Source organism: Streptomyces sp. DSM 40868 (genome assembly GCF_011820545.1).
GTDB lineage: Bacteria > Actinomycetota > Actinomycetes > Streptomycetales > Streptomycetaceae > Streptomyces > Streptomyces eurythermus.
Genome location: NZ_CP050504.1, coordinates 5,797,263 through 5,820,096, shown reverse-complemented (window position 1 = coordinate 5,820,096; position 22,834 = coordinate 5,797,263). Strand labels below are relative to the sequence as shown.

At 71.7% G+C, this 22,834-nt stretch carries 23 protein-coding genes and 1 riboswitch; of the genes, 10 read left to right on the top strand and 13 right to left on the bottom strand.

The annotated features are described in order from the left end of the window. Positions 1–36 precede the first annotated feature (36 nt). The 3 genes from HB370_RS26595 to HB370_RS26585 all read left to right on the top strand — a co-directional run bounded on the left by HB370_RS26595 (position 37) and on the right by HB370_RS26585 (position 4,222). On the top strand, positions 37–543 hold the full coding sequence (locus HB370_RS26595) for a GNAT family N-acetyltransferase (protein ID WP_030794631.1): 507 nt from the start codon (positions 37–39) through the stop codon (positions 541–543). Positions 544–560: 17 nt separating this feature from the next. Continuing rightward, positions 561–721, top strand: a riboswitch (cobalamin riboswitch). A 121-nt stretch (positions 722–842) separates the two neighbouring features. Further along, positions 843–3,212 (top strand): ribonucleoside-diphosphate reductase subunit alpha, encoded by a 2,370-nt coding sequence (locus HB370_RS26590; RefSeq protein WP_167513031.1) that lies wholly within the window; start codon positions 843–845, stop codon positions 3,210–3,212. After that, positions 3,212–4,222 carry a ribonucleotide-diphosphate reductase subunit beta gene (locus HB370_RS26585; RefSeq protein WP_167513030.1) on the top strand — a complete coding sequence of 337 codons (1,011 nt, stop codon included), beginning with the start codon at positions 3,212–3,214 and terminating at the stop codon, positions 4,220–4,222. Before HB370_RS26590 ends, HB370_RS26585 begins: the two co-directional genes overlap by 1 nt. Here the strand turns inward: HB370_RS26585 and HB370_RS26580 are convergent. After that, positions 4,177–4,377 carry a hypothetical protein gene (locus HB370_RS26580; RefSeq protein WP_051816013.1) on the bottom strand — a complete coding sequence of 67 codons (201 nt, stop codon included), beginning with the start codon at positions 4,375–4,377 and terminating at the stop codon, positions 4,177–4,179. The genes HB370_RS26585 and HB370_RS26580 overlap by 46 nt on opposite strands. 93 nt (positions 4,378–4,470) lie before the next feature. Here HB370_RS26580 and HB370_RS26575 point away from each other — a divergent pair, with 93 nt between their 5' ends. After that, entirely contained in the window at positions 4,471–5,433 is a 963-nt protein-coding gene (locus HB370_RS26575) for a helix-turn-helix domain-containing protein (RefSeq protein WP_030787746.1), read from the top strand. A 21-nt stretch (positions 5,434–5,454) separates the two neighbouring features. Here the strand turns inward: HB370_RS26575 and HB370_RS26570 are convergent, their stop codons facing one another. The 10 genes from HB370_RS26570 to HB370_RS26525 all read right to left on the bottom strand — a co-directional run bounded on the left by HB370_RS26570 (position 5,455) and on the right by HB370_RS26525 (position 15,405). After that, a complete protein-coding gene (locus HB370_RS26570; protein WP_030787749.1) occupies positions 5,455–6,834 on the bottom strand; it encodes a cytochrome P450 in 1,380 nt (459 codons plus the stop codon). Beyond that, positions 6,831–7,916 (bottom strand): epi-isozizaene synthase, encoded by a 1,086-nt coding sequence (cyc1, locus tag HB370_RS26565; RefSeq protein ID WP_106980738.1) that lies wholly within the window; start codon positions 7,914–7,916, stop codon positions 6,831–6,833. Before cyc1 ends, HB370_RS26570 begins: the two co-directional genes overlap by 4 nt. 231 nt (positions 7,917–8,147) lie before the next feature. Continuing rightward, positions 8,148–8,798, bottom strand: coding sequence for a peptide deformylase (gene def, locus HB370_RS26560; protein ID WP_030787755.1), 651 nt, complete (start codon positions 8,796–8,798; stop codon positions 8,148–8,150). Between the two features lie 105 nt (positions 8,799–8,903). Next, complete coding sequence (locus tag HB370_RS26555; protein WP_030787759.1) at positions 8,904–9,884, bottom strand: hypothetical protein; 981 nt, start codon at positions 9,882–9,884, stop codon at positions 8,904–8,906. A 100-nt stretch (positions 9,885–9,984) separates the two neighbouring features. Further along, entirely contained in the window at positions 9,985–11,265 is a 1,281-nt protein-coding gene (locus HB370_RS26550; protein ID WP_030787762.1) for an HD domain-containing protein, read from the bottom strand. Beyond that, the gene (locus HB370_RS26545) at positions 11,262–12,566 is read right to left on the bottom strand and encodes an HD-GYP domain-containing protein (RefSeq protein ID WP_030787766.1); all 1,305 of its coding nucleotides are present in this window, start codon (positions 12,564–12,566) and stop codon (positions 11,262–11,264) included. Before HB370_RS26545 ends, HB370_RS26550 begins: the two co-directional genes overlap by 4 nt. Before the next feature lie 111 nt (positions 12,567–12,677). Then, positions 12,678–12,989 (bottom strand): mycothiol system anti-sigma-R factor, encoded by a 312-nt coding sequence (gene rsrA, locus HB370_RS26540; protein WP_030609759.1) that lies wholly within the window; start codon positions 12,987–12,989, stop codon positions 12,678–12,680. Continuing rightward, positions 12,986–13,672 (bottom strand): RNA polymerase sigma factor SigR, encoded by a 687-nt coding sequence (gene sigR, locus HB370_RS26535; protein WP_030787769.1) that lies wholly within the window; start codon positions 13,670–13,672, stop codon positions 12,986–12,988. The genes rsrA and sigR overlap by 4 nt, the downstream gene beginning before the upstream one ends. A gap of 259 nt (positions 13,673–13,931) precedes the next feature. Continuing rightward, on the bottom strand, positions 13,932–14,579 hold the full coding sequence (locus HB370_RS26530; RefSeq protein ID WP_030787772.1) for an alpha/beta family hydrolase: 648 nt from the start codon (positions 14,577–14,579) through the stop codon (positions 13,932–13,934). Positions 14,580–14,589: 10 nt separating this feature from the next. Beyond that, complete coding sequence (locus HB370_RS26525; RefSeq protein ID WP_030787775.1) at positions 14,590–15,405, bottom strand: SOS response-associated peptidase; 816 nt, start codon at positions 15,403–15,405, stop codon at positions 14,590–14,592. A 50-nt stretch (positions 15,406–15,455) separates the two neighbouring features. Between HB370_RS26525 and HB370_RS26520 the strand changes: the two genes are divergently transcribed. The 4 genes from HB370_RS26520 to HB370_RS26505 all read left to right on the top strand — a co-directional run bounded on the left by HB370_RS26520 (position 15,456) and on the right by HB370_RS26505 (position 18,954). Next, positions 15,456–16,178 carry a M50 family metallopeptidase gene (locus HB370_RS26520; protein WP_030787778.1) on the top strand — a complete coding sequence of 241 codons (723 nt, stop codon included), beginning with the start codon at positions 15,456–15,458 and terminating at the stop codon, positions 16,176–16,178. 28 nt (positions 16,179–16,206) lie between these two features. After that, positions 16,207–17,523 carry a 3-phosphoshikimate 1-carboxyvinyltransferase gene (gene aroA / locus HB370_RS26515; RefSeq protein WP_030787781.1) on the top strand — a complete coding sequence of 439 codons (1,317 nt, stop codon included), beginning with the start codon at positions 16,207–16,209 and terminating at the stop codon, positions 17,521–17,523. An 11-nt stretch (positions 17,524–17,534) separates the two neighbouring features. Continuing rightward, on the top strand, positions 17,535–18,545 hold the full coding sequence (gene rsgA, locus HB370_RS26510) for a ribosome small subunit-dependent GTPase A (protein WP_030787782.1): 1,011 nt from the start codon (positions 17,535–17,537) through the stop codon (positions 18,543–18,545). Positions 18,546–18,630: 85 nt separating this feature from the next. After that, positions 18,631–18,954 carry a multidrug efflux SMR transporter gene (locus tag HB370_RS26505; protein ID WP_030787784.1) on the top strand — a complete coding sequence of 108 codons (324 nt, stop codon included), beginning with the start codon at positions 18,631–18,633 and terminating at the stop codon, positions 18,952–18,954. On the opposite strand, the gene HB370_RS26500 is transcribed toward HB370_RS26505, so the two are convergent. After that, the gene (locus HB370_RS26500; RefSeq protein ID WP_051816010.1) at positions 18,908–19,564 is read right to left on the bottom strand and encodes a TetR/AcrR family transcriptional regulator; all 657 of its coding nucleotides are present in this window, start codon (positions 19,562–19,564) and stop codon (positions 18,908–18,910) included. The two genes, HB370_RS26505 and HB370_RS26500, sit on opposite strands and share 47 nt — an antisense overlap. Before the next feature lie 215 nt (positions 19,565–19,779). Between HB370_RS26500 and hisN the strand changes: the two genes are divergently transcribed. Together hisN and HB370_RS26490 are read left to right on the top strand one after the other, a co-directional pair. After that, a complete protein-coding gene (gene hisN, locus HB370_RS26495; protein WP_030787791.1) occupies positions 19,780–20,580 on the top strand; it encodes a histidinol-phosphatase in 801 nt (266 codons plus the stop codon). A 143-nt stretch (positions 20,581–20,723) separates the two neighbouring features. Beyond that, positions 20,724–21,119 (top strand): CBS domain-containing protein, encoded by a 396-nt coding sequence (locus tag HB370_RS26490; RefSeq protein ID WP_030787793.1) that lies wholly within the window; start codon positions 20,724–20,726, stop codon positions 21,117–21,119. 123 nt (positions 21,120–21,242) lie between these two features. Here the strand turns inward: HB370_RS26490 and HB370_RS26485 are convergent, their stop codons facing one another. After that, positions 21,243–22,694 carry a catalase gene (locus HB370_RS26485; protein ID WP_030787795.1) on the bottom strand — a complete coding sequence of 484 codons (1,452 nt, stop codon included), beginning with the start codon at positions 22,692–22,694 and terminating at the stop codon, positions 21,243–21,245. Positions 22,695–22,834 lie beyond the last annotated feature (140 nt).

The following is a 22,834-nucleotide window of genomic DNA, read 5'->3' as shown; positions in this document are numbered from 1 at the left end:
CGGCGCCTTGCCGTAGCCGTCCCGCACACTCGGCCCATGGACATCATCATCCGGCCCGCCGCCCCGTCCGAGTACGCCGCCCTCGGCGAGATCACCGCCCAGGCCTACCTCGGGGACGGCCTCCTGGACTTCGGCGAGAGCGACGAGTACCTGGGCGAGTTGAGGGACGTCGCGAAACGCGCGGCCGCCGCCGAGGTCCTCGTCGCGGTCGCGGACGACCGGCCGCTCGGCGGCGTCACCTTCGTCCCGTCCGGCGGCCCCATGGCGGACATCGCCCGTCCCGGCGAGGCGGAGATCCGCATGCTCGCGGTGGACCCCGCGGCCCGCGGCCGGGGCGTCGGCGAGGCGCTCGTCCGGGCCTGCGTCGAGCGCGCGAGGGCCACGGATGGCTGCACGGCCGTCGTCCTGTCCACCCAGCGCACCATGCACACCGCCCACCGCATCTACGAACGCCTGGGCTTCGTCCGCACACCCGAACGGGACTGGAATCCCGTGCCGGAGCTGGACGACATCACGCTGCTCACCTACGAGTTGACGCTCTGACACCACCCCGACACAACATCTGGGGGTGACACGGCAGCCCGACACAAGATGTATGCTCATGCTCGCTGTCGTCGCAGGGGAATCCGGTGCGAATCCGGAACTGTCCCGCAACGGTGTACTTGTGCGTATCCGCGTACGAGCGTCAGTCCGAGGACCTGCCGACAGTGCACCCGGCCAGCCGGCCGGTGTGCCCGACGTCCGGGCCTCGTGGAGTGGGCCGGTGGACGCGAGAGCCCCCGCGCGCTCGTGCTGCCCCCTGCCCTCCGCCAGGCCCCGTGCCGAGCGAGGGAGACCCCCACGTGACCATCGCGCCAGCCGACCCGGCTCCGGTCAGCGGATCCGAGACCGACGGTCCCGGTGCCGCGCTGCTGCGGACCCTGTCCGAGCTGACGGCCGATCTGCCCGACGCCGACCCCGGACGGGTCGCCGCCGCCGCGCTGCGCGGCCGGTCCGCGCGGGCCGACGAGGCGGAGCTGCGCGAGCTGGCCACGGAGGCCGCCGCCGGCCTGATCGCCGAGGACCCCGCCTACTCCAAGCTGGCCGCCCGGCTGCTGACCCTCGCGATCCGGGACGAGGCCGCCTCCCAGGGCGTGACCTCCTTCACCGGGTCGATCGAGGTCGGTCACCGCGAGGGCCTGGTCGCCGACCGCACCGCCGAGTTCGTGCGCACCCACGCCGAGCGGCTGGACGCGCTGGTGGACTCGGCCGTGGCCGACGGCGCCGACGACCGCTTCGGTTACTTCGGCCTGCGCACCCTGCACAGCCGCTACCTGCTGCGTCACCCGATCACCCGCAAGGTCATCGAGACGCCCCAGCACTTCATGCTGCGCGTGGCGAGCGGTCTGGCCGAGGACGACACGGTCCGCTCCGTGGACGAGGTCGCCTCGCTCTACGGCCTGATGAGCCGACTGGACTACCTGCCCTCCTCCCCCACCCTGTTCAACTCCGGCACCCGCCACCCCCAGATGTCGTCCTGCTACCTGCTGGACTCCCCGCTGGACGAGCTGGACTCGATCTACGGCCGCTACCACCAGGTCGCCCGGCTGTCGAAGCACGCCGGCGGCATCGGGCTGTCGTACTCCCGCATCCGCTCGCGAGGCTCGCTGATCCGGGGGACGAACGGGCACTCAAACGGGATCGTGCCGTTCCTGAAGACCCTGGACGCCTCGGTCGCCGCCGTGAACCAGGGCGGCCGTCGCAAGGGCGCCGCCGCCGTCTACCTGGAGACCTGGCACTCCGACATCGAGGAATTCCTCGAACTCCGGGACAACACCGGCGAGGACGCCCGCCGCACCCACAACCTCAACCTCGCGCACTGGATCCCCGACGAGTTCATGCGCCGCGTCAACGCCGACGCCCAGTGGTCCCTGTTCTCCCCCGCCGACGTCCCCGAACTCGTCGACCTGTGGGGCGAGGACTTCGACGCCGCCTACCGCGAGGCCGAAGCCGCCGGCCTCGCCAAGAAGACCCTCCCCGCCCGCGAGCTGTACGGCCGGATGATGCGCACCCTGGCCCAGACCGGCAACGGCTGGATGACCTTCAAGGACGCCGCCAACCGCACCGCCAACCAGACCGCCGAGCCCGGCAACGTCATCCACTCCTCCAACCTCTGCACCGAGATCCTGGAGGTCACCAACGACGGCGAGACGGCCGTCTGCAACCTCGGCTCGGTCAACCTCGGCGCCTTCGTCCGCGACGGCGACATCGACTGGGACCGCCTGGACGCCACCGTCCGCACCGCCGTCACCTTCCTCGACCGCGTCGTCGACATCAACTTCTACCCCACCGAACAGGCGGGGCGTTCCAACGCCAAGTGGCGGCCGGTCGGGCTGGGCGCGATGGGGCTGCAGGACGTGTTCTTCAAGCTGCGGCTGCCGTTCGACTCGGCCGAGGCCAAGGCGCTGTCCACGCGGATCGCCGAGCGGATCATGCTCGCCGCGTACGAGACGTCCGCCGACCTCGCCGAGCGCAACGGCCCCCTGCCCGCCTGGGAGAAGACCCGTACGGCCCAGGGTGTGCTGCACCCCGACCACTACGGTGTCGAGTTCACCTGGCCCGAGCGCTGGGCGGCGCTGCGTGAGCGCATCGCGCAGACGGGCATGCGCAACTCGCTGCTGCTGGCGATCGCGCCGACGGCCACCATCGCGTCGATCGCGGGGGTGTACGAGTGCATCGAGCCGCAGGTGTCGAACCTGTTCAAGCGCGAGACCCTGTCCGGCGAGTTCCTCCAGGTCAACTCCTACCTGGTGCAGGACCTGAAGGACCTCGGGGTCTGGGACGCCCGCACCCGCGAGGCGCTGCGCGAGGCCAACGGCTCGGTGCAGGACTTCCAGTGGATCCCCGAGGACATCCGCGCCCTGTACCGCACGGCCTGGGAGATCCCCCAGCGCGGCCTGATCGACATGGCCGCCGCCCGCACCCCCTTCCTCGACCAGGCGCAGTCGCTGAACCTGTTCCTGGAGACGCCGACCATCGGCAAGCTCTCCTCCATGTACGCCTACGCCTGGAAGTCCGGGCTGAAGACGACGTACTACCTGCGTTCGCGCCCCGCGACGCGGATCGCCCGCGCCGCCCAGGCGCAGCCCGTCCTCCCCGCGCAGGCCGCCGCGGACCCCGAAGCGGTCGCCTGTTCCCTGGAAAACCCCGAGTCCTGCGAGGCCTGCCAGTAATGTCCCGTAACACCAACCTGCTCGACCCCGGCTTCGAACTCACCCTGCGCCCGATGCGCTACCCCGACTTCTACGAGCGCTACCGGGACGCCATCAAGAACACCTGGACCGTCGAAGAGGTCGACCTCCACTCCGACGTCGCCGACCTGGCCAAACTCACCCCCGAGGAACAGCACCTCATCGGCCGGCTCGTCGCCTTCTTCGCCACCGGCGACTCCATCGTCGCCAACAACCTCGTACTGACCCTCTACAAGCACATCAACTCCCCCGAAGCACGCCTGTACCTGTCCCGTCAGCTCTTCGAGGAGGCCGTACACGTCCAGTTCTACCTGACGCTGCTGGACACCTACCTCCCCGACCCCGACGACAGGGCCGCCGCCTTCGCCGCCGTGGAGAACATCCCCTCCATCCGCGAGAAGGCACAGTTCTGCTTCACGTGGATGGACTCGGTCGAAAAACTCGACCGGCTGGAGACCAAGGCCGACCGCCGCCGCTTCCTGCTCAACCTCATCTGCTTCGCCGCCTGCATCGAAGGACTCTTCTTCTACGGCGCCTTCGCCTACGTCTACTGGTTCCGCAGCCGCGGCCTGCTGCACGGCCTGGCCACCGGCACCAACTGGGTCTTCCGCGACGAGACCATGCACATGAGCTTCGCCTTCGACGTCGTCGACACCGTCCGCAAGGAAGAACCCGACCTCTTCGACGACCAGCTCCAGCAGCAGGTCACCGACATGCTCAAGGAGGCCGTCGAGGCCGAGCTGCAGTTCGCGCGCGACCTGTGCGGTGACGGCCTCCCGGGCATGAACACCGACTCGATGCGGCAGTACCTCGAATGCGTCGCCGACCAGCGCCTCACCCGCCTCGGCTTCGCCCCCGTCTACGGCTCCGAGAACCCCTTCTCCTTCATGGAGCTCCAGGGCGTTCAGGAGCTGACGAACTTCTTCGAGCGCCGCCCCTCCGCGTATCAGGTCGCCGTCGAGGGCACGGTCGACCTGGACGAGGACTTCTGATCCCTCCTGCCGTCCCGGGCCTCCTGGGCCTCCCTGATCTGCCGGTCGATGCGCCTGTCGCGCAGGTGCCCGAGCAGGGAGGGGAGGGTCAGGAGGACCAGGATCCCGAGGGTCAGTCCGATTCCGATGATGCCTTCGATCTGGTTCTCGTTCATGGACACCACTGTCGCGCCGGACACTCCTGACCGGCAGGGGCAGGACTGCCGTGAACCCTCGAATTACTGCCATCGCCGAGGCACACTGGCAGCATGCTGAAGAACGTGGCGGCCGTGCTGCTGGACGGCGTGCATCCCTTCGAACTCGGCGTCGTCTGCGAGGTGTTCGGCATGGACCGCAGCGATGACGGGCTCCCGGTGTACGACTTCGCCGTGGTGTCGGCGGAGGGACCCGGCCTGGCCACCCACTGCGGGTTCACGGTGTCCACGCCGCATGGTCTGGAGCGGCTGGAGGAGGCCGATCTGATCGCCGTGCCGGCGGGCGAGTCCTTCACCGTGCGCGAGTTCCCGCCGGAGCTGCTGGCGGCGCTGCGCCGGGCGGTCGACCGGGGCACCCGGGTGCTCAGCGTCTGCTCCGGGGTGTTCGTCCTGGCCGCGGCGGGACTGCTGGACGGGCGGCGGTGCGCGGTGCACTGGCACCACGCCGAGCAGCTCGCCCGGCGCTATCCCCGGCTCCAGGTCGAGCCGGACGTGCTGTACGTGGACGAGGACCCGGTGATCACCTCCGCCGGCACCGCCGCCGGGATCGACGCCTGTCTGCACCTGGTGCGCAAGGAGCAGGGCCCGGAGGTGGCCAACAAGCTGGCCCGCCGCATGGTGGTGCCGCCGCACCGGGACGGCGGACAGGCGCAGTTCATCGAGCGGCCCCTGCCGAAGGCCCCGGCCGACACGGTCGGGGAGGTGCTGGCGTGGATGGAGACCCACCTCGACCAGGAGGTCACCGTCGAACAGCTCGCCGCCCGCGCCCATATGGCGCCGCGCACCTTCGCCCGGCGCTTCCGGCAGGAGACGGGGACCACGCCCTACCGCTGGCTCCTGCGGCAACGCGTGCTGCTGGCACAGGAGTTGCTGGAGGGCACGGACGAGACGATGGACGTGATCGCCTGGCGCACCGGGTTCGGTACGGCCGCCGCGCTGCGTCATCAGTTCCTGCGGGCGCTCGGTACCACCCCGAACGCCTACCGGCGCGCGTTCCGGGGCCCGCAGGCCGCCTGAGCGCGCGCCGGCAGCGGCGGCCTACCAGGGCCTCGCGCGCAGCAGCAGGTTGTGCGGGCGGAGCGTGATGCCCACGCGGGTGCTGTCGTCCGACCCGTCGGCCGGTTCGAAGCGGTACTTCGCCGAGACCGCCGCGGTGATCAGGGTCAGCTGGGCCATGGAGAAGTGGTCGCTGGGACACTTGCGGTTGCCGACGCTGAACGGGCTCATGGCGTACTTGGGCACGTTCCCGGCCCGCCCGGGCAGCCAGCGGTCGGGGTCGAAGTCGAGGTGGCGGTCGTAGGAACGGTGGTCGCGCTGGATCGCGTACGGGCTGTAGACGATGTCCGCACCGGCCGGAATGCGATAGCCGCCGAGTGCGGTGTCGGTCACCGCGCGCCGCGTCAGAATCCACACGGCGGGCCGGAGCCGCATGGCCTCGACGACGACATTGTTGGTGTGCGTCAGCGAGCGGACATGCTCGAATCCGACCGGTCGACCACCGGTCACGGATTCGACCTCGGTACGTACCTTCTCCGCGTGTTCCGGGTGTTCGGCGAGGACCTGGAGCAACCACATGACGGTGGAGGCCACTGTTTCGCTGCCGGGCGTGAGTATCGCCACGACCTGGTCGTGGATCTCCTGTTCCCCGATGGGGTCGCCATTGTCGTCCTTCGCCTCCAGCAATGCCGTCAGCAAATCGTCCGGCCTTTGCCCGGATGCCCTGCGTTCGGCGACGATCTCGTCCACCAGCAGATGCAGATCGGCCAGGGCCCGGTTGAATTCGCGGTTGGCCGGGAACGGCAGCCGGTACAGCGGCCCGAGCGGGATCACCATCCGGCGGTACATGCCCCGGAAGACGGTGGCGAGATCGACGCTGAGCCGTTCCGCGCGCTCGTCCATGAAGTCGCCGCGCAGCAGGCAGCGGGCGGCGATGCGGACGGCGACCCGGAAGGACTCGGAGGTGCAGTCGATGGTCTCGCCGGGCCGCCAGCGCTCGGTCAGCGCGTGCGCTTCCTCCTCCATGACGGGGCCGTAGCCCGGCAGCGCGTCGAGCCGGAACGCGGGCTGGATGGTGCGCCGCTGCCGGCGGTGCCGGGGCCCGTTCGCGGTGGCCACGCCCTCCTTGCCGAGCAGTCCCTCCAGGGACTCCCACAGCGGGCCGTCGATCGTGAAGTCCGGGTTGAGGGCCAGCGCGCCGGTCAGCTCCGGGGTGGTGACGGCGTACACCGTCTTGGGGCCGAGCCTCAGACGCACGACGTCGCCGTGGTCGCGCAACGCGGACATGAAGGCGAGCGGGTCGCGGACCAGTCTCAGGCCGTGCCCGAGGACCGGCAGGGCGCCCTGGGCCAGGGGCGGTTCGCGCAGTACGGACGTCCCGGGGGTGGCGGGGCTCTGGGGCCGCACCGACTCTACGGTCATTTCTCACCTGCCGCTTCGTTCGTGACGTACGGGGGCGTGGCGCGGTCGTCCCAGCTGTCGACCATGTACCGGCCGGACTCGTGGTGGAACCAGTAGACGGAGCTGAACCAGTTGCGCATATTGCCGACGCAGGTACGGACCGCGGTGCTCAGTTCCCGGCCGCGTACCGTTCCGTCGTCGATCTGCCGGGCCAGTGCGAGGGCGTTGCGCTCGGCCTCGGTGAATTCACTGACGCATCCCTCGACGCGCCGTCTGATTTCCTCCACCGCTTCTTCCAGGGTGAGCCCGGCATGGGTGATGAGGCTGATGCCGAGATTGTGCACCTCGTCGCCCGCGATTTCCTTCGGCAGCGAGCAGAGGTCGTTGTACCAGGCGGCGAATTCCTGGCTGAGCAGCGCCGCCCGGCGGTACGCGGGATTTCTCCTCACCGTGTCCGGGAGTTCACATCCGGCGCTGGGTTCCAGCAGATCCGTCCATATCCAGTGGGCGAAGGTGAGGCGGCGCAGGGCGAGGTATTCCCCGACGCCGGGGATGCGGCCCTCGGCGCGGTTGTGGAACTCCCGGTCGTAGGCCTCGATCACGGCGTGGAAGTGCCGGGCGAACCGCTGGTTCCAGGTGTGCGGCAGGAAGCCGTACAGCCGCAGCACGCTCTCGGCGAAGCCCGCCACGAGGGGGTCGGGGTGGTGCAGATGGGACCGGGGTGCGTCCAGGGCCGTGTGCAGCCGGTTCCGCAGCCGTTGCCAGTCGGCGGCCCGGCCGTGGACGATGTCGCGGTCGTGGCGGTCGTCCCAGACGAAGAACCAGGCGCTGTAGTCGGCTATGGCCTGCAGGACCTCGTCCGGGGCCCCCAGGTAGTAGCCCGCCATGAGGTCGGTGTAGCACAGTCCATCGGCATATTCCGCGACCTTGTCCGCCGGCATCAGCCGCTTTTCCAGCAGCCACAGCCGCGTCTTCTCCTGAAGCTTTGGCCAATACGGGTGCAGTTGCCGTGGAAAGGAGGACTCGATCACCGGGAGTGCCAGTGACGGTGGGACTACGACCGCTGTCGCCGTCGCCGTGGTGCTGCGTGGGAAAGCTTGCACAGAACAAACCCCTCTCAGCCGCCAGGAGCGCACACCCTCCCCTCGTGCGGGCGTGCACCGTTGTGTATCCCCGTACTTACATTCAGCACCACAAGTGACCGCCGTGGGAACGGATTTGCTCCACTCACTACCCCAAAGTGGCGTGACAGCCCCCTTGCCTGACTGAACAGTGACAACACGAAGGCGCCCGGCCGGGAGATTCCCGGCCGGGCGCCCATCGGACCGTGCGGATCAGTCGTTGGCGACCACGGGGTAGCGCGGCTCGTTCTCGGCCATCTGCCGCAGCGCGTCCTTGCGGTCCCGCTTGGAGAGCCGGTCGATGTACAGGTAGCCGTAGAGGTGGTCGGTCTCGTGCTGGAGGCAGCGCGCGAAGTAGCCGGTGCCCCGGACCTTGATCGGGTTGCCCCGCTCGTCCTGGCCGGTCACCTCGGCATAGTCGGGGCGTGCGAGCGAGGCGTACGCCGTGGGGACGGACAGGCAGCCCTCGTTGCTGTCGTCGAGCCGGCGCCGGTCGGCGGGCAGGTCGACCAGCTTCGGGTTGCACACCACGCCGACGTGCCGGACGCCCTCGTCGTCCTGGCAGTCGTAGACGAAGACCTTCAGGTCGACACCGATCTGGTTGGCGGCCAGACCCACGCCCTCGGCGGTGCGCTGGCTGGCGAACATGTCGGCCACCAGCTGCTGGAGCTCCTCGCCGAACTCGGTGACGTCCTGGCACTCCTTGTGCAGGACCGGGTTGCCGACGACCGTGATCGGCCGCGAGGTGCCGCGCTCACGCCAGGCATTCTCGCGCTCCTCGCAGTTCTCCGTGTCGACGACATAGCCCTCGTCGTCGACGGGGAGCACGCCCGCGTGCTGCTGATCGGTGTCCTGCTGCGCCATGACCGACGTACGCCTTCCTCAAAGAACAGGGGGAGATGTTGCTGGTACAGGTTACGTGCACGCTCCCCGAAGGGGCGCGGGGAACCGCACGGCCGGACGCGGTCCTCAGCACACCTCTTCGAGATCCCGCCAGTCACGTGAATCCGGGCTGTCGGCGACCCAGCCGTCGAGCAGCCCCCGGACCAGCGAGGCCGGCGCGGCCACCCCGCACTCCCGCTCGGGCACCCACAGCTGCCCGTCCGTCCGGTGCCCCAGCGGCCCGGGATGCCCCGGCTCGCTGTGGTCGTGCGGGTCCAGGTGCACCCCCTCCCCCTCGTCGGAGGGCATCCGGGACTCGCTGCACATCCGGCACAGCAGCCGCACCGAGGACGACCAGTCCTCCGCGGCGAATCCCGCGTCGGCGGCCAGCTGCTCCAGCGCGTCCCGGTCGGCCTCGGTGGCCGCCTCCAGCAGGACCACCCAGGTCGGCACGGGGGACGGCGCCCACAACTCGATCTCGTCGAAGACCGGGTAGGAGTGCCCGGTGGAGGTGGTGCGCTCGCCGTGCGGGACGCCGTCGTGCAGCACGACCTCGCCCCAGCGTCGCCCGGACGAGGGAAGCGGGATGGACAGCACCTCCAGCCGGGCCGGGTCCAGCCGGCGGCCCCAGACCACCTCGGCCTCGCCCTCCGGGGAGAGCCGTACGGCCGCGCTGCCCAGCTCCATGCCGAGCGGTTCGGCGGTGGCCGCCGATCCCCCGGGCACCTTCAGTCCGTACGCCTGCCAGGCGCGGCGGGCCAGCGGCCAGTCCTGCAGGGCGGTGGCGGCGATGCCGACGTTCCACCAGTCGGGCGCCCCGGTGTCCTTGTCGAGCAGGGCGACCGCGCGCAGTCCGGCCGCGCGGGCCTGCTCCCAGTCGTGCCGGAACTTGTGCAGCAGCGCGAGGTTGAACCAGGACTCCGACAGCCAGGGTTCCAGATCGGCGGCGCGTGTCAGCAGTTCGCCGGCGTCCTCGTACCGGCCGTCGCCGATGAGTGTGAACGCGCGGTCGGTGGCCTGCCGCCAGGAGGCGGAGGGCCGGTGCCGTCCCTTGCCGAAGATCCTCACGATTCCCGCCTGCCAGTTCCAGTTCCGCACAGTGGGCTGGCTTGTGCCCCCGGACACCCTCTCCCTCGCATCCAACCACGTACGGCGGGAAAGGCGCTCATTACCCATGGGTTACCCAGCCCGGCGCGGGATCAGACCATCCCGGCCGCCTCACCGGCACGCGTTCGCGCGCCGTCTGGGGCTGGGCCAGCACCCGGGCGAGCGACTCCACCACCTCGGGGGCGTACTCCCCGGCGGTGCCGAGCCGCAGTTCCTCCAGCGCGCGCCGGGCGCCCCGGGGGCCGGCGTCCCGGCTCTTCTCCTCGTAGGCGTTGACGGCCCGGACGATACGGGCGGCGAGCGGCTGCTCGGGGTAGGGGTCGGCCTGCCGCTCGACGACTTCGGCGACGGCCGGGTCGACCCCGGTCTGCCGGACGACGGCCCCGCCGAGCAGGGCGATGCGCCGCTGCTCCGCCACGGACAGGGCGGCGGTGGCGCCGGCCGGGACCGGGTCGACCAGGCTGAGCTGTCCGATGTCGTGCATCAGGGCCGCGTACTCCAGCACGGTCAGTTCCGGGCCGGTCAGCCTGAGGTCCCGGCCGACGGCGACGCTGAGCGCGGCCACCCGGCGGGCGTGTCCGGCGGGGGTGCAGCCGGCGATCTCGGTGGCGCGGGCCAGGGAGGCGATGGTCTGCCGGTAGGTGGCGCGGACCGCCGCGTACCGGCGCACGGACAGCTGGACGAGCAGCAGGGGCAGGCAGAACACGGGCAGCGCCCACAGCCCGGCGACGGCGACCGCGAGGGCCATCACCGCGCCGGTCGCGACGACGGCGGAGCCGATGCCGAGCAGCCCGCGCACCTCCTCGCGCAGCAGCGGGCCGAACGGCCAGCCGGTGCGGCAGTGGGCGAGCGCGGCGGCCAGGGCCGTGCCGCACAGGGAGGTCAGGGCGAGCAGGGTGAGCAGCAGCAGGGCGTAGGCCGGGCCGTCCCAGGCGGTGAAGACGCCCTTGTTGTAGAGGGGTTGGAAGCACAGGGCGGCGAAGCCGACGGTGAGGACCCGGCGGGCCAGGTGGTCGGTGGTGGGGGCGCGGCCGGACCAGATGTGCGGGACGGCCCCGAGCAGCGCGGCGACGAGTACGACGGTGACGACCTGGGCGGCGTCGTGCTGGCTGGGCCGGCCGGCGACGGCGCCCAGCAGGGCGTACGACAGTGAGCCGGCGGCGCCGAGCGGCGCGGCCTGACGGGCCCGGTCGTCGCTCCACCGGGTCAGCTCGCCGACGGTGATGAGCAGGCCGAAGGCGAGCGCGTCGCCCCGGTCGGCCAGGCCGGTCCACAGGGTCTCGGCGACGGAACCGGCCGCGACGAGGGCGGCGGCGGTGTGGATGACCCGCAGCACGGTCATCGGTGGGCCCCGGTGCGCGGGGCCCGCTCGGCGGGCGCGGTGCCGTACGCCGGTTCGTCGGCGGTGACCGCCGGGCGCCAGCCCTCGCGGCGCAGGGCGCGGACCAGCGCGCGGACCATGCGGGGGTCGAAGTGCGCCCCGGCGCAGCGCTCCAGCTCGGCGACGGCGGCCTCGACCGGGCGGGCCCGGCTGTAGCAGCGGGTGGAGGTCATGGCGTCGAAGGCGTCCGCGACGGCGACGATCCGGGCGCACTCGGGGATCCGGTCGCCGGCCAGGCCGTAGGGGTAGCCGGTGCCGTCGAGGCGTTCGTGGTGGTGGAGGATGGCGGTGCGGGCCTCGCCGAGGAAGGAGATCCCGCGGACCATCTCGTGGCCGTACTCGGGATGCAGTTCGATGATCCGCCGTTCCTCGGGGGTGAGCGGCCCGTCCTTGCGCAGCAGCCGGGTGGGCACGCCCAGCTTGCCGACGTCGTGCAGGATGCCCGCGAAGCGCAGCACCTCCACCCGGTCGTCGTCCAGGCCGAGTTCGCGGGCGATCAGCACCGAGGCCTGGCCGACGCGTTCGCTGTGGCCGCGGGTGTAGCCGTCCTTGATGTCGACGGCCTGGACGAGGGCGCGGATGGTGGCCTGGTGGGCGGCGCGCTCGCGGTGGTACTGGGCGAACACCCACCAGGAGACGCACATGGGCAGCAGCACGAGCAGGGCGGACACCGGTCCGTAGGGGCTGCGCCACAGCACGGCCATCATCAGGCCGGCGAGTCCGTGCACCGCGACGGGGGCGAGCGAGCGGGCCAGCAGGCCGCGCCAGGTCCGGCACGGCGGCACCAGTCCGGCCGCCGCGCGCAGGCCGCCGTCGAGCGCGGTGAGCACCAGGCAGAAGGCGAGCACGGCCGCGCCGGCGGGCAGCAGGGCGTACGGGAAGTCGGAGCCGGCGACGGCGTCCCGGCCGCCGAGCGCCTCGTGCACCCGGGCGGCGGCCCATACGGCGAGCGCGGGCCGCGCGGCCCGCCAGACCCGGCGGGGCAGGGCGGGCCGGTGGCCGACCGGGCAGAGCAGGGCGGCCGGGACCGGGACGAGCGCGGCGGCCGACGGCGGGAGCAGGAACGCCCCGGCGAGCAGCACCGGGTAGAAGGTGCCGCCGAAGCGCCGGTGCACGGCGTGCTCACAGGCCGCGTAAAGTGCGGCGAGCAGGGTCGGTGCCAGCCAGGAGCCGGGGGTGTCCGGCGGCCGGGACAGGCAGGAGACGGCCAGCAGGGCGACGGCGGCCACATAGCCGTGTGCCCGCGCCGGTACCGCGTCCATCACGCCCTCCCCGACCGTGTCCGTCCAGGGCTCGGAGCCTAGGGCGGTAATCGGGGGGTGTGGGGCTTATGACCTGAGGATTAGCACGTACGGGTGATTTGGCCCGGCGTGTCAGGTCTCCTGGGGCGCGGTCGGCGCCCGGGTCACGTCGTGCTCCGGCACGGTCTGCCCGGAGCGGATCAGCTCGATCCGCCCCATGACCTTGGCCCGCAGGTCGGCCGGCACGTCGTCATGCCCGCAGCACCGCTTGACCAGCTTCTTCACGGCCTGCTCCAGCCCGTACTTCTCCAGGCACGGGGAGCATTCCTCGAAGTGGTGCTGGAACTTGTCCCGATCGATGTCCGGCATCTCGCTGTCGAGGAACTCGTACAGGTGGTCGAGGACCTCACTGCAGTCCGTCTCGTGCGGCTCTCCGCAGCTCATGAGCCCGAGCCTTTCGCTTCGTTCGACTCTCCGGCGCCCGCCGGGACCAGGCCGCGCTCACGGGCATAGTCCTCCAGCATGCCGCGCAGCTGACGGCGGCCCCGGTGCAGCCGGGACATCACCGTACCGATGGGTGTCCCCATGATGTCGGCGATCTCCTTGTAGGCAAAGCCCTCCACATCCGCCAGATAGACGGCGATGCGGAACTCCTCGGGGATCGCCTGCAGCGCTTCCTTCACGTCCGAGTCGGGCAGGTGGTCCAGCGCCTGCGACTCGGCGGAGCGCAGCCCCGTCGACATGTGCGACTCGGCGCGCGCGAGCTGCCAGTCCTCGATCTCCTCGGCCGCGCTGCGCTGGGGTTCGCGCTGCTTCTTGCGGTACGAGTTGATGAAGGTGTTGGTGAGAATCCGGTACAGCCACGCCTTGAGGTTGGTTCCCTCGCGGAACTGGTGGAACGACGCGTACGCCTTGGCGTAGGTCTCCTGCACCAGATCCTCGGCGTCGGCCGGGTTGCGCGTCATGCGCAGCGCGGCCGAGTACATCTGGTCGAGGAACTCGAGCGCGTCCCGCTCGAAGCGCGCGCTGCGCTCCGCGTTCGTCTCGGACGCGCCGATGCCCTGGCCCTCGGGCAGCTCCGCCTGGCCGTTGTCGGTCCCTGCGTCGGTCCCAGTGACCGGACCCACCTCCTCAAGATCCCGGGCGGGACCGAAGCCGATCCCACTCGTTTCGGAGGATAGAACACGACCGGTACCCGCCGCCGCTCGAATAGGGGCCGTCTTGGCCGCGTGCAGCACCGACCAGTCCAGGTCAGAGCGGCTGCTGCGGGCCGGGCAGATCGTCGAACCCATGCGGCGGACTTCCTCTCGTGCTACGACGTCGGTGCCGAAATCGTCGGCACTTCTGACGCTTGCAACAGCGGGCCGCCGCCCGGCATTCCCGGGGTCACCCGAGTGACGCGACCCACTGCCGCACCGCTTCGGTGACGATCTCCAGCGCCCTCTCCCCGGTGATCGCCGCGCGCTTGGGCACGGCGAGGCCGTGATCGGCCCCGGGCACCTCGACCAGGTCGAAATCGCCCGCGGGGAACTCGGCCGGCTTCCCGAAGGGGTCGTTGCCGCCCTGCACCACCAGCGCGGGCACACCGGCGCCCAGCAGCTCCTCGGCGCGGGACTTCTCCGGCTTGCCCGGCGGGTGCAGCGGGAAGCTCAGAGCGAGCACGGCGTGCGCGCCCAGCCCGGTCGCCGTGCGGCAGGCGACCCGGGCGCCAGCGCTGCGGCCGCCGGAGATCACCGGCAGGCCGGGCCGGGTGAGCGCGGGCCACACCCCGCGCCATCCGGTGTCCAGGGTCTTCGGCGCGGGCGCGACCTTCTTGCCGGCCACCCGCCAGGGCTGCTCGACGAGGGCGACGGTCACGCCGTGGGCGGGCAGCGCGCCGGCGAGCGCCTGGAGGTCGCGGGCCTCGATGCCGCCGCCCGCGCCATGGCTCACGGCCAGCACCAGCCGGGCCTTCCTCGCCGGGTGCCAGGTGATCCGGGCGTCTCCGGCCTCCGTAGCGACCGTCTCGGTGGTCACGTCGGTCACGTGTGTCACATCCGTCACGTCAGAAGAGTGTGCCCTCTTCCGGGGCCTCCAGCTCCTTCAGCAGCTCCGGGCCGTTGTTGCGGACGTTGCTGACGGCCGTGGAGACCGGGTAGGCGCGCATCAGGCCGGGCGGGGGCGGGGCGAGCAGGTCGCGCAGGGCGTCGGGGTCGGTGCGGGCGGGGTCGAGCCAGGCGTCCCAGCGGTCGGGGGTGAGCATCAACGGCATCCGGGGGTGGATGTCGGCGAGGGAGCGGGGGCCCTCGGCGGGGGCGACGCCCAGCGGGGTCCGCTCGGCCTCGGTGGTGATCACCGAGCAGGTGACCCACCAGGCGCGGGGGTGGTCGTCGGGCAGGGTCCGGTCGCGCCAGAACTCGTACAGTCCGGCCATGGCGAACACCGAGCCGTCGGCGGGCAGCACGAAGTACGGCTGCTTGCGGGGCCGCTTCTTCCTGCCCTCGACCTCCAGTTCGCGCTCCTGCTCGCCGGTGACCCACTCGTAGTAGCCGTCGGCGGGCAGGATGCAGCGGCGGGCGGCGAAGGCGCGGCGGTAGGCGGGCTTCTCGTGCACGGTCTCCGCGCGGGCGTTGATCATCCGGGCGCCGCCCTCGGGGCTCTTGGCCCAGGACGGGACCAGTCCCCACGTGAGCTTGCGCAGCTGGCGAACCGGACGCGGGGATTCCGCGTCTTTCAAGGGGCGGTCCAGGACGGCGTAGACCTCCTTGGTCGGCGCCACGTTGTAGTCCGGCTCCAGGGTCTCCTCGGGTTCCCATTTCTCGACCTCGAAGACGCCTGCGAGATCCTCGGGCCCACGACTCGATGCATACCGTCCGCACATAAGTGCCACACTGCCAGACCCGTCACGACAACAGGGAGCCGTCACCGGACATGGACAGCCTCGCCGCCACCGCGCTGCCCGACCTCTGGGACCGGCTCACCGGCACCCAGCCCGCCCCGGCCCTGTGGGTGGTACTGGCCACGCTCGTCGCCGCGCTGGCCGTCGTGGTCCCCCACCCGGTGTGGCGGATATCCCGCAACGCGATCACCATCGCGCACGAGGGCGGCCACGGACTGCTCGCCCTGCTCACCGGCCGGCAGCTCACCGGCATCCGGCTGCACTCCGACACCAGCGGTCTCACCGTGAGCCGGGGCAAGCCGTACGGGCCCGGCATGATCCTGACCGCCGCCGCCGGCTACCCGGCCCCCTCCCTGCTGGGCCTCGGCGGGGCCGCGCTGCTGACGGCCGACCGCGTCACCCTCCTGCTGTGGGCGGCGACCGCGCTGCTGCTGGCGATGCTGGTGATGATCCGCAACGCCTACGGCGTGCTCACCGTGGTCCTCGCCGGCGGCACGTTCCTGCTGGTGTCCTGGCTGGCGCCGCCGCAGGTGCAGGCGGCGTTCGGGTACGCGGTGGTGTGGTTCCTGCTGCTGGGCGGGGTCCGGCCGGCGTTCGAACTCCAGGCCAGGCGGTCCCGGGGCGGAGCGGGCGACTCGGACGCCGACCAGTTGTCCCGGCTGACGCACGTACCGGCGGGCCTGTGGCTGCTGCTGTTCCACGCGGTGTCGCTGTGCTCGCTCATCGGCGGCGGCCGCTGGCTGCTGGAAGGTTGACCCCGGGCCCTCCTTATAAAGTGGCCTCATGGCCCCGAACAGCTCCTCCACCGCCCTCTGGCCCGCCCCGCACGCGAGCGGAGCCGTCGACGCGACGGTCCACGTGCCGGGGTCCAAGTCGGTCACCAACCGCGCCCTGGTCCTCGCCGCCCTGGCCTCCGAGCCGGGCTGGCTGCGCCGCCCGCTGCGGTCCCGCGACACCCTGCTGATGGCCGGTGCGCTGCAGGCCATGGGCGTGGAGATCGAGGAGGGCGTCGGCCCCGACGGCACCGGCGAGGCCTGGCGGGTGCTGCCCACGGGGCTGCGCGGCCCCGCCACGGTGGACGTCGGCAACGCGGGCACGGTGATGCGGTTCCTGCCGCCGGTGGCCGCGCTGGCCGACGGCCCGATCCGGTTCGACGGGGACCCCCGGTCGTACGAGCGCCCCCTGAACGGTGTGATCGACGCGCTGCGGCAGCTGGGCGCCCGGATCGACGACGACGGCCGGGGCGCGCTGCCGCTGACCGTGCACGGCGGCGGGGCCCTGGACGGCGGCCCGGTGTCGGTCGACGCCTCCTCGTCCTCCCAGTTCGTCTCGGCGCTGCTGCTGTCCGGCCCGCGCTTCAACCAGGGCGTGGAGGTCCGCCACACCGGCGCGACCCTGCCCTCGATGCCGCACATCCGGATGACGGTGGACATGCTGCGCGCGGTCGGCGCCCAGGTGGACACCCCGGAGTCGGGCGGCGAGCCGAACGTGTGGCGGGTGACGCCGGGCGCGCTGCTCGGCCGGGACCTGACCATCGAGCCGGACCTGTCCAACGCGCAGCCGTTCCTGGCGGCGGCCCTGGTGACCGGCGGCAAGGTGCTGATCCCGGACTGGCCGGCCCGCACCACCCAGCCGGGTGACCGGCTGCGGGAGATCTTCACCGAGATGGGCGGTTCCTGCGAACTCACCGAGTTCGGACTGGTGTTCACCGGCTCGGGGGCGATCCACGGCATCGACGTGGACCTGGGTGACGTGGGCGAGCTGACGCCGGGCATCGCGGCGGTGGCCGCGCTCGCCGACTCGCCGTCCACCCTGCGGGGCGTGGCCCATCTGCGGCTGCACGAGACGGACCGGCTGGCCGCGCTCACCAAGGAGATCAACGAGCTGGGCGGCGATGTCACCGAGACCGCCGACGGCCTGCACATCCGCCCGCGCCCGCTGCACGGCGGCACCTTCCACACCTACGAGGACCACCGCATGGCCACCGCCGGTGCGATCATCGGCCTGGCGGTGCCGGGCGTACGGATCGAGAACGTGGCGACGACCGCGAAGACCCTGCCGGACTTCCCCGAGCTGTGGACCGGGATGCTCGGGCAGTAGGGACGTACGCCATGCGCCGCTACGGCAAGCACACCGACGAGGACGACATCCGCAGCCGCCCCAACCGCAAGGGCAACCGGCCGCGCACCAACATCCGGCCCAAGCACGAGGACGCCGCCGAGGGCATGGTCCTCACCGTCGACCGGGGCCGGCTGACCTGCCTGGTGGACGACCGGCCCGTGCTGGCGATGAAGGCCCGCGAGCTGGGCCGCAAGGCGGCCGTCGTGGGCGACCGGGTGGCCCTGGTCGGGGACCTGTCCGGCAAGAAGGACACCCTCGCCCGGATCGTCCGCATCGAGGAGCGCTCGTCGGTGCTGCGGCGCACGGCCGACGACGACGACCCCTACGAGCGCGTGGTCGTCGCCAACGCCGACCAGCTGGCCATCGTCACCGCCCTGGCCGACCCCGAGCCCCGGCCCCGCCTCGTCGACCGCTGTCTGGTCGCGGCCTACGACGGCGGCCTGGAGCCGCTGCTGGTGCTGACCAAGTCGGACCTCGCCCCGCCGGACAAGCTGCTGGAGCTGTACGGCGACCTGGACATCCCCTACGTCGTCACCAGCCGGGAGGAACTGGAGAACGGCGACGCGGCGGACCGGGTGCGCACCCACCTGAACGGCAAGATCACGGCGTTCGTGGGGCACTCCGGCGTCGGCAAGACCACCCTGGTCAACGCGCTGGTGCCCGAGGAGCGCCGGCGGACGACCGGACTGGTCAACGCGGTGACGGGCCGGGGCCGGCACACCACCACCTCCGCGCTCGCGCTGCCGCTGGCCGGTGCGGACGGCTGGGTGATCGACACCCCGGGCGTCCGGTCCTTCGGGCTCGCCCACATCGACCCGTCCCGGGTGATCCACGCCTTCCCGGACCTCGAATCCGGCACCGCGGGCTGCCCGCGCGCGTGCAGCCACGACGAGCCGGACTGCGCGCTGGACGCGTGGGTGGCGGACGGGCACGCCGACCCGGCGCGGCTGTACTCCCTGCGCCGGCTGCTGGCCACGCGGGAGCGGCGGGAAGGCGACTGAGTCCCGCGTTGTTTGCCCGAGCATCAATGCGGTGAGTGCATAATCACACCGAGCCGGAGATCCGGATCCAACGGGAGGACAGCACATGGCGTGGCTGCTGGTCATAGTGGCCGGGATATTGGAGACCGGTTTCGCCGTGTGCCTGAAACTCTCACACGGGTTCACACGCCTGTGGCCGACGATCGCGTTCGCGTCGTTCGCGCTGGGCAGCTTCGGTCTGCTGACCCTGTCCCTGAAGAAGCTGGACGTCGGCCCGGCGTACGCCGTGTGGACCGGGATCGGCGCGGCCGGCACCGCGATCTACGGCATGGTCTTCCTCGGCGATCTGGTGTCCACCTTGAAGATCGTCTCCATCAGCCTGGTCATCGTCGGGGTGATCGGGCTCCAGCTGTCGGGGTCGGCGCACTAGAGGGCCGCGCCGGTCCGGTCAGGTGGCGCGGGAGCACGGCCCGCACCAGCTCCGCGATGCCGCCCTCCCCCGGCGGGGCCGCCACACAGGACAGGGCGAGGCGGACGACCAGTTCGCAGGAGAGCAGCAGTTCGGCCGGGGCGGTGCCGGGAGCGGCCAGCGCGCTCGCCGCGCGGTCACGGACGATCCGTACGAAGTCGCGGGGTGCCGGCAGCGGCCCGTCCGCCCGGCGCTGGGCGGGGACCGTGGCGGTGGAGTGCGCGGCGGTGAGCGGCGGGCTCGGCAGCCGTTCGGTCCAGCAGCCGGTGAGCAGGGCCCGCACCAGCACGTTGTCCCGGGCCGCGGCGGCCGTCCACTCGGCGGCCGCGGTGAGCCGGTCGCAGACCTCGGCGGGCCCGGCGAGGGCCCGCTCGACCCCGGCGAGGTAGCCGTCGGCCTCCCGCCGCACCAGCGCCCGCGCCAGGCCGTCCTTGCTGCCGAACTCGTTGTACAGGGTCTGCCGGGACACCCCGGCCCGCGCGGCCACGTCGACCATCCGCACCGCGGGCCACGGCCGGCGCGCGAGCGCCGCGTAGGCGGCGTCCAACAACGATTCCCGGGCAGCAGGCATCCGCGCCTCCCTGGGCCACAGTGACTTAGCGCCCAGATTTGACGGGCTTGTATGCACTGTCAAGGGTTCGCGGGGGGTGTGGGGGGCGTGCGGTGAAGTACGGGGGTGGTGACCGCCGGTCCACGGGCCGGGGGCGGCCGTACCGCCCCGACCGCACCCCGCCGCCCGCCGCCCCCTGTGGCCCCGCGCCGAGCCCGGCGGATACCGTTCGTCACATGCCCGACTACCTCGACGACCTGCGCCTCGCCCACGCCCTCGCGGACGCGGCCGACGCCGCCACCACGGCCCGCTTCCAGGCCCTCGACCTGAAGGTGGAGACCAAGCCGGACATGACGCCGGTGAGCGAAGCGGACAAGGCGGCGGAAGAACTGATCCGCGGCCATCTGCAGCGCGCCCGCCCCGAGGACGCCGTCCTCGGCGAGGAGTACGGCGTCGAGGGCACCGGCCCGCGCCGCTGGGTGGTCGACCCGATCGACGGCACGAAGAACTACGTCCGCGGCGTCCCGGTGTGGGCCACCCTCATCGCGCTGATGGAGGAGGCGGAGGACGGCTACCAGCCGGTCGTCGGCGTCGTCTCCGCCCCCGCCCTGGGCCGCCGCTGGTGGGCGGCGAAGGGCCACGGCGCCTTCAGCGGGCGCGACCTGGCCGCCGGCACCCCGATCCACGTCTCCCGCGTCGGCAGGCTCGCGGACGCCTCCTTCGCCTACTCCTCGCTCTCCGGCTGGGAGGAGCGGGGCCGCCTGGACGGCTTCCTGGACCTGACCCGTCAGGTGTGGCGCACGCGCGCGTACGGCGACTTCTGGCCGTACATGATGGTCGCGGAGGGTGCCGTGGACTTCTGCGCCGAACCGGAGCTGTCCCTGTGGGACATGGCCGCCAACGCGATCATCGTGACCGAGGCGGGCGGCACCTTCACCGGCCTCGACGGCCGCCCGGGCCCGCACAGCGGCGACGCGGCGGCGTCCAACGGCCTGCTGCACGACGAGCTGCTCGGGTACCTCGGCCCGCGCCGCTGAGCGCCGGCCTGCCCCGCGCGCGCCGCCGACGAGCGGCGCGCGCCCCCTTGTTGACCCTTCCTTTGCCTGTCACCCTGGGCCCACCCCACTTGTGAACAAGTGAATCCCGGGGTTCCACGGGATTCCCAGGAGGTGGCCCCTTCATGCTCGTCCGTGACGCCATGAGCACGGTGATCCTCACCCTCGGCCCCGCCCACACCCTCCGCCAGGCAGCCACCCTGATGTCGTCCCGCCGCGTCGGCGCCGCCGTGGTCCTCGACCCGGACGCCGGCGGCATCGGCATCCTCACCGAACGCGACATCCTCGACTCCGTCGGCCTCGGCCAGAACCCGGACGCCGAGCCCCTGCACGCCCACACCACCACCGACATCGTCTTCGCCGCCCCGACCTGGACCCTGGAGGAGGCGGCCCGCGCCATGGCGCACGGCGGCTTCCGGCACCTGGTCGTGCTCGACCGCGGGGAGGTGGCCGGGATCGTCTCGGTCCGCGACATCGTCCGCCGCTGGGTCCCGGCCCAGCGGCCCGCCCCCGTCTCCTGAACGCGCGAACGGGCGGCCCGCCGGGTTCCGGCCCCGGCGGCCCGCCCACACGTCCTGAACGCACGAACGGGCCGGACCCAGAGCACCGTGGGTCCGGCCCGTCCAGCCGCGGGAGCGGCCGGCTCAGCCGCGCAGCTCCTGCACCGCGGCCTCCAGCCGCTTGCCGAAGTCGGCGTCGGCGTTGCGGAAGTTGCCGATCGCGCGCTCGACGATGTCCTGGCGCGTGACCTTGGCGATGAAGCCGGCCAGGTTGGCGACCAGCCGCTCCTTCTCCGCCTCGGTCATCAGCCGGTAGAGGTTGCCCGCCTGGACGAAGTCGTTGTCCTCGGCGTGGACCGGCGTCGGGTGGTTGCCCGTGCCGCCGCTGACGTCGAACGGCTGCCACAGCGCGCGGCCGGTCTGCTGCGGCCCGCCGAAGCTGTTCGGCTCGTAGTTCTTCTCCCCGCCGTGCCGGCCGTCGTAGAGGAAGCCGTCACGGGAGTTGGTGCGCGCCTCGGTGGCGTGCGGGCGGTTGACCGGCAGGTGGTCGGCGTTGATGCCGACGCGGTAGCGGTGCGCGTCGCCGTAGGCGAACAGCCGGCCCTGGAGCATCTTGTCGGGCGAGGGGCCGATGCCGGGCACGAAGTGCGCCGGGGAGAAGATCGACTGCTCGACCTCGGCGAAGATGTTGCGCGGGTTGCGGTTCAGCTCCAGCTTGCCGATCTCGATGACCGGGTAGTCCGCGTGCGGCCACACCTTGGTCAGGTCGAACGGGTTGAAGCGGTAGGTCGCCGCGTCGGCCGCCGGCATGATCTGCACGCCCACGGTCCAGCTCGGGAACTCCCCGCGCTCGATCGCCTCGCGCAGGTCGCGCTGGTGGGAGTCGGGGTCCTTGCCCGCGAGGATCTCCGCCTCCTCGGCGGTGAGGTTCTTGATCCCCTGGTCGGTCTTGAAGTGGTACTTGACCCAGAAGACCTCGCCGGCCTCGTTGTTCCACTGGAAGGTGTGCGAGCCGAAGCCGTCCATGTGCCGGTACGACGCCGGGATGCCGCGGTCGCCGAACAGCCAGGTCACCTGGTGCGTGGACTCCGGCGACAGCGACCAGAAGTCCCACACGTTGTCGGCTTCCTGGCTGCCGGTGTACGGGTCGCGCTTCTGGGTGTGGATGAAGTCCGGGAACTTGATCGCGTCCCGGATGAAGAAGACCGGGGTGTTGTTGCCGACGAGGTCGTAGTTGCCCTCCTCGGTGTAGAACTTCACCGCGAAGCCCCGCGGGTCACGCACGGCGTCCGCCGCGCCGAGGTTGCCGGCCACGGTCGAGAACCGCAGGAAGACCTCGGTCTGCTTGCCGACCTCGGAGAGGAAGGCGGCACGCGTGTACGGGGTGACGTCCGCGGTCACCGTGAAGGTGCCGTAGGCACCCGCACCGCGGGCGTGCACGACCCGCTCCGGGATCCGCTCCCGGTTGAAGTGGGCCAGCTTCTCCAGCAGCAGCTGGTCCTGGACGAGGACCGGCCCGCCGACGCCCGCCGTCTCGCTGTTCTGGTTGTCGGCGACCGGAGCCCCGGCCTCCGTGGTGAGCGGTCCCTGCGTCACGTGCGCCTCCTGCGTCATCACTGACTCGTCCTGTCCTGTGGCCAAAGCCGTTACCGATCCTACAATGGACTTTGTCTAAGTCAAGTGATGATCCAAAGTCACACCTATTCCCGATCTGGGGATCCTTCCTGTTAGGCTGG

Coding starts and splice junctions, on each gene's coding strand:
- HB370_RS26490 (WP_030787793.1), top strand. CDS start 20,724: ATGCTCGTCCGTGACGCCATGAGCACGGTGATCCTCACCCTCGGCCCC.
- HB370_RS26575 (WP_030787746.1), top strand. CDS start 4,471: ATGCTGAAGAACGTGGCGGCCGTGCTGCTGGACGGCGTGCATCCCTTC.
- aroA (WP_030787781.1), top strand. CDS start 16,207: ATGGCCCCGAACAGCTCCTCCACCGCCCTCTGGCCCGCCCCGCACGCG.
- HB370_RS26580 (WP_051816013.1), bottom strand. CDS start 4,377: ATGAACGAGAACCAGATCGAAGGCATCATCGGAATCGGACTGACCCTC.
- hisN (WP_030787791.1), top strand. CDS start 19,780: ATGCCCGACTACCTCGACGACCTGCGCCTCGCCCACGCCCTCGCGGAC.
- HB370_RS26500 (WP_051816010.1), bottom strand. CDS start 19,564: ATGCCTGCTGCCCGGGAATCGTTGTTGGACGCCGCCTACGCGGCGCTC.
- rsrA (WP_030609759.1), bottom strand. CDS start 12,989: ATGAGCTGCGGAGAGCCGCACGAGACGGACTGCAGTGAGGTCCTCGAC.
- HB370_RS26550 (WP_030787762.1), bottom strand. CDS start 11,265: ATGACCGTGCTGCGGGTCATCCACACCGCCGCCGCCCTCGTCGCGGCC.
- rsgA (WP_030787782.1), top strand. CDS start 17,535: ATGCGCCGCTACGGCAAGCACACCGACGAGGACGACATCCGCAGCCGC.
- HB370_RS26520 (WP_030787778.1), top strand. CDS start 15,456: ATGGACAGCCTCGCCGCCACCGCGCTGCCCGACCTCTGGGACCGGCTC.
- HB370_RS26595 (WP_030794631.1), top strand. CDS start 37: ATGGACATCATCATCCGGCCCGCCGCCCCGTCCGAGTACGCCGCCCTC.
- HB370_RS26585 (WP_167513030.1), top strand. CDS start 3,212: ATGTCCCGTAACACCAACCTGCTCGACCCCGGCTTCGAACTCACCCTG.
- HB370_RS26525 (WP_030787775.1), bottom strand. CDS start 15,405: ATGTGCGGACGGTATGCATCGAGTCGTGGGCCCGAGGATCTCGCAGGC.
- HB370_RS26505 (WP_030787784.1), top strand. CDS start 18,631: ATGGCGTGGCTGCTGGTCATAGTGGCCGGGATATTGGAGACCGGTTTC.
- HB370_RS26570 (WP_030787749.1), bottom strand. CDS start 6,834: ATGACCGTAGAGTCGGTGCGGCCCCAGAGCCCCGCCACCCCCGGGACG.
- HB370_RS26545 (WP_030787766.1), bottom strand. CDS start 12,566: ATGGACGCGGTACCGGCGCGGGCACACGGCTATGTGGCCGCCGTCGCC.
- def (WP_030787755.1), bottom strand. CDS start 8,798: ATGGCGCAGCAGGACACCGATCAGCAGCACGCGGGCGTGCTCCCCGTC.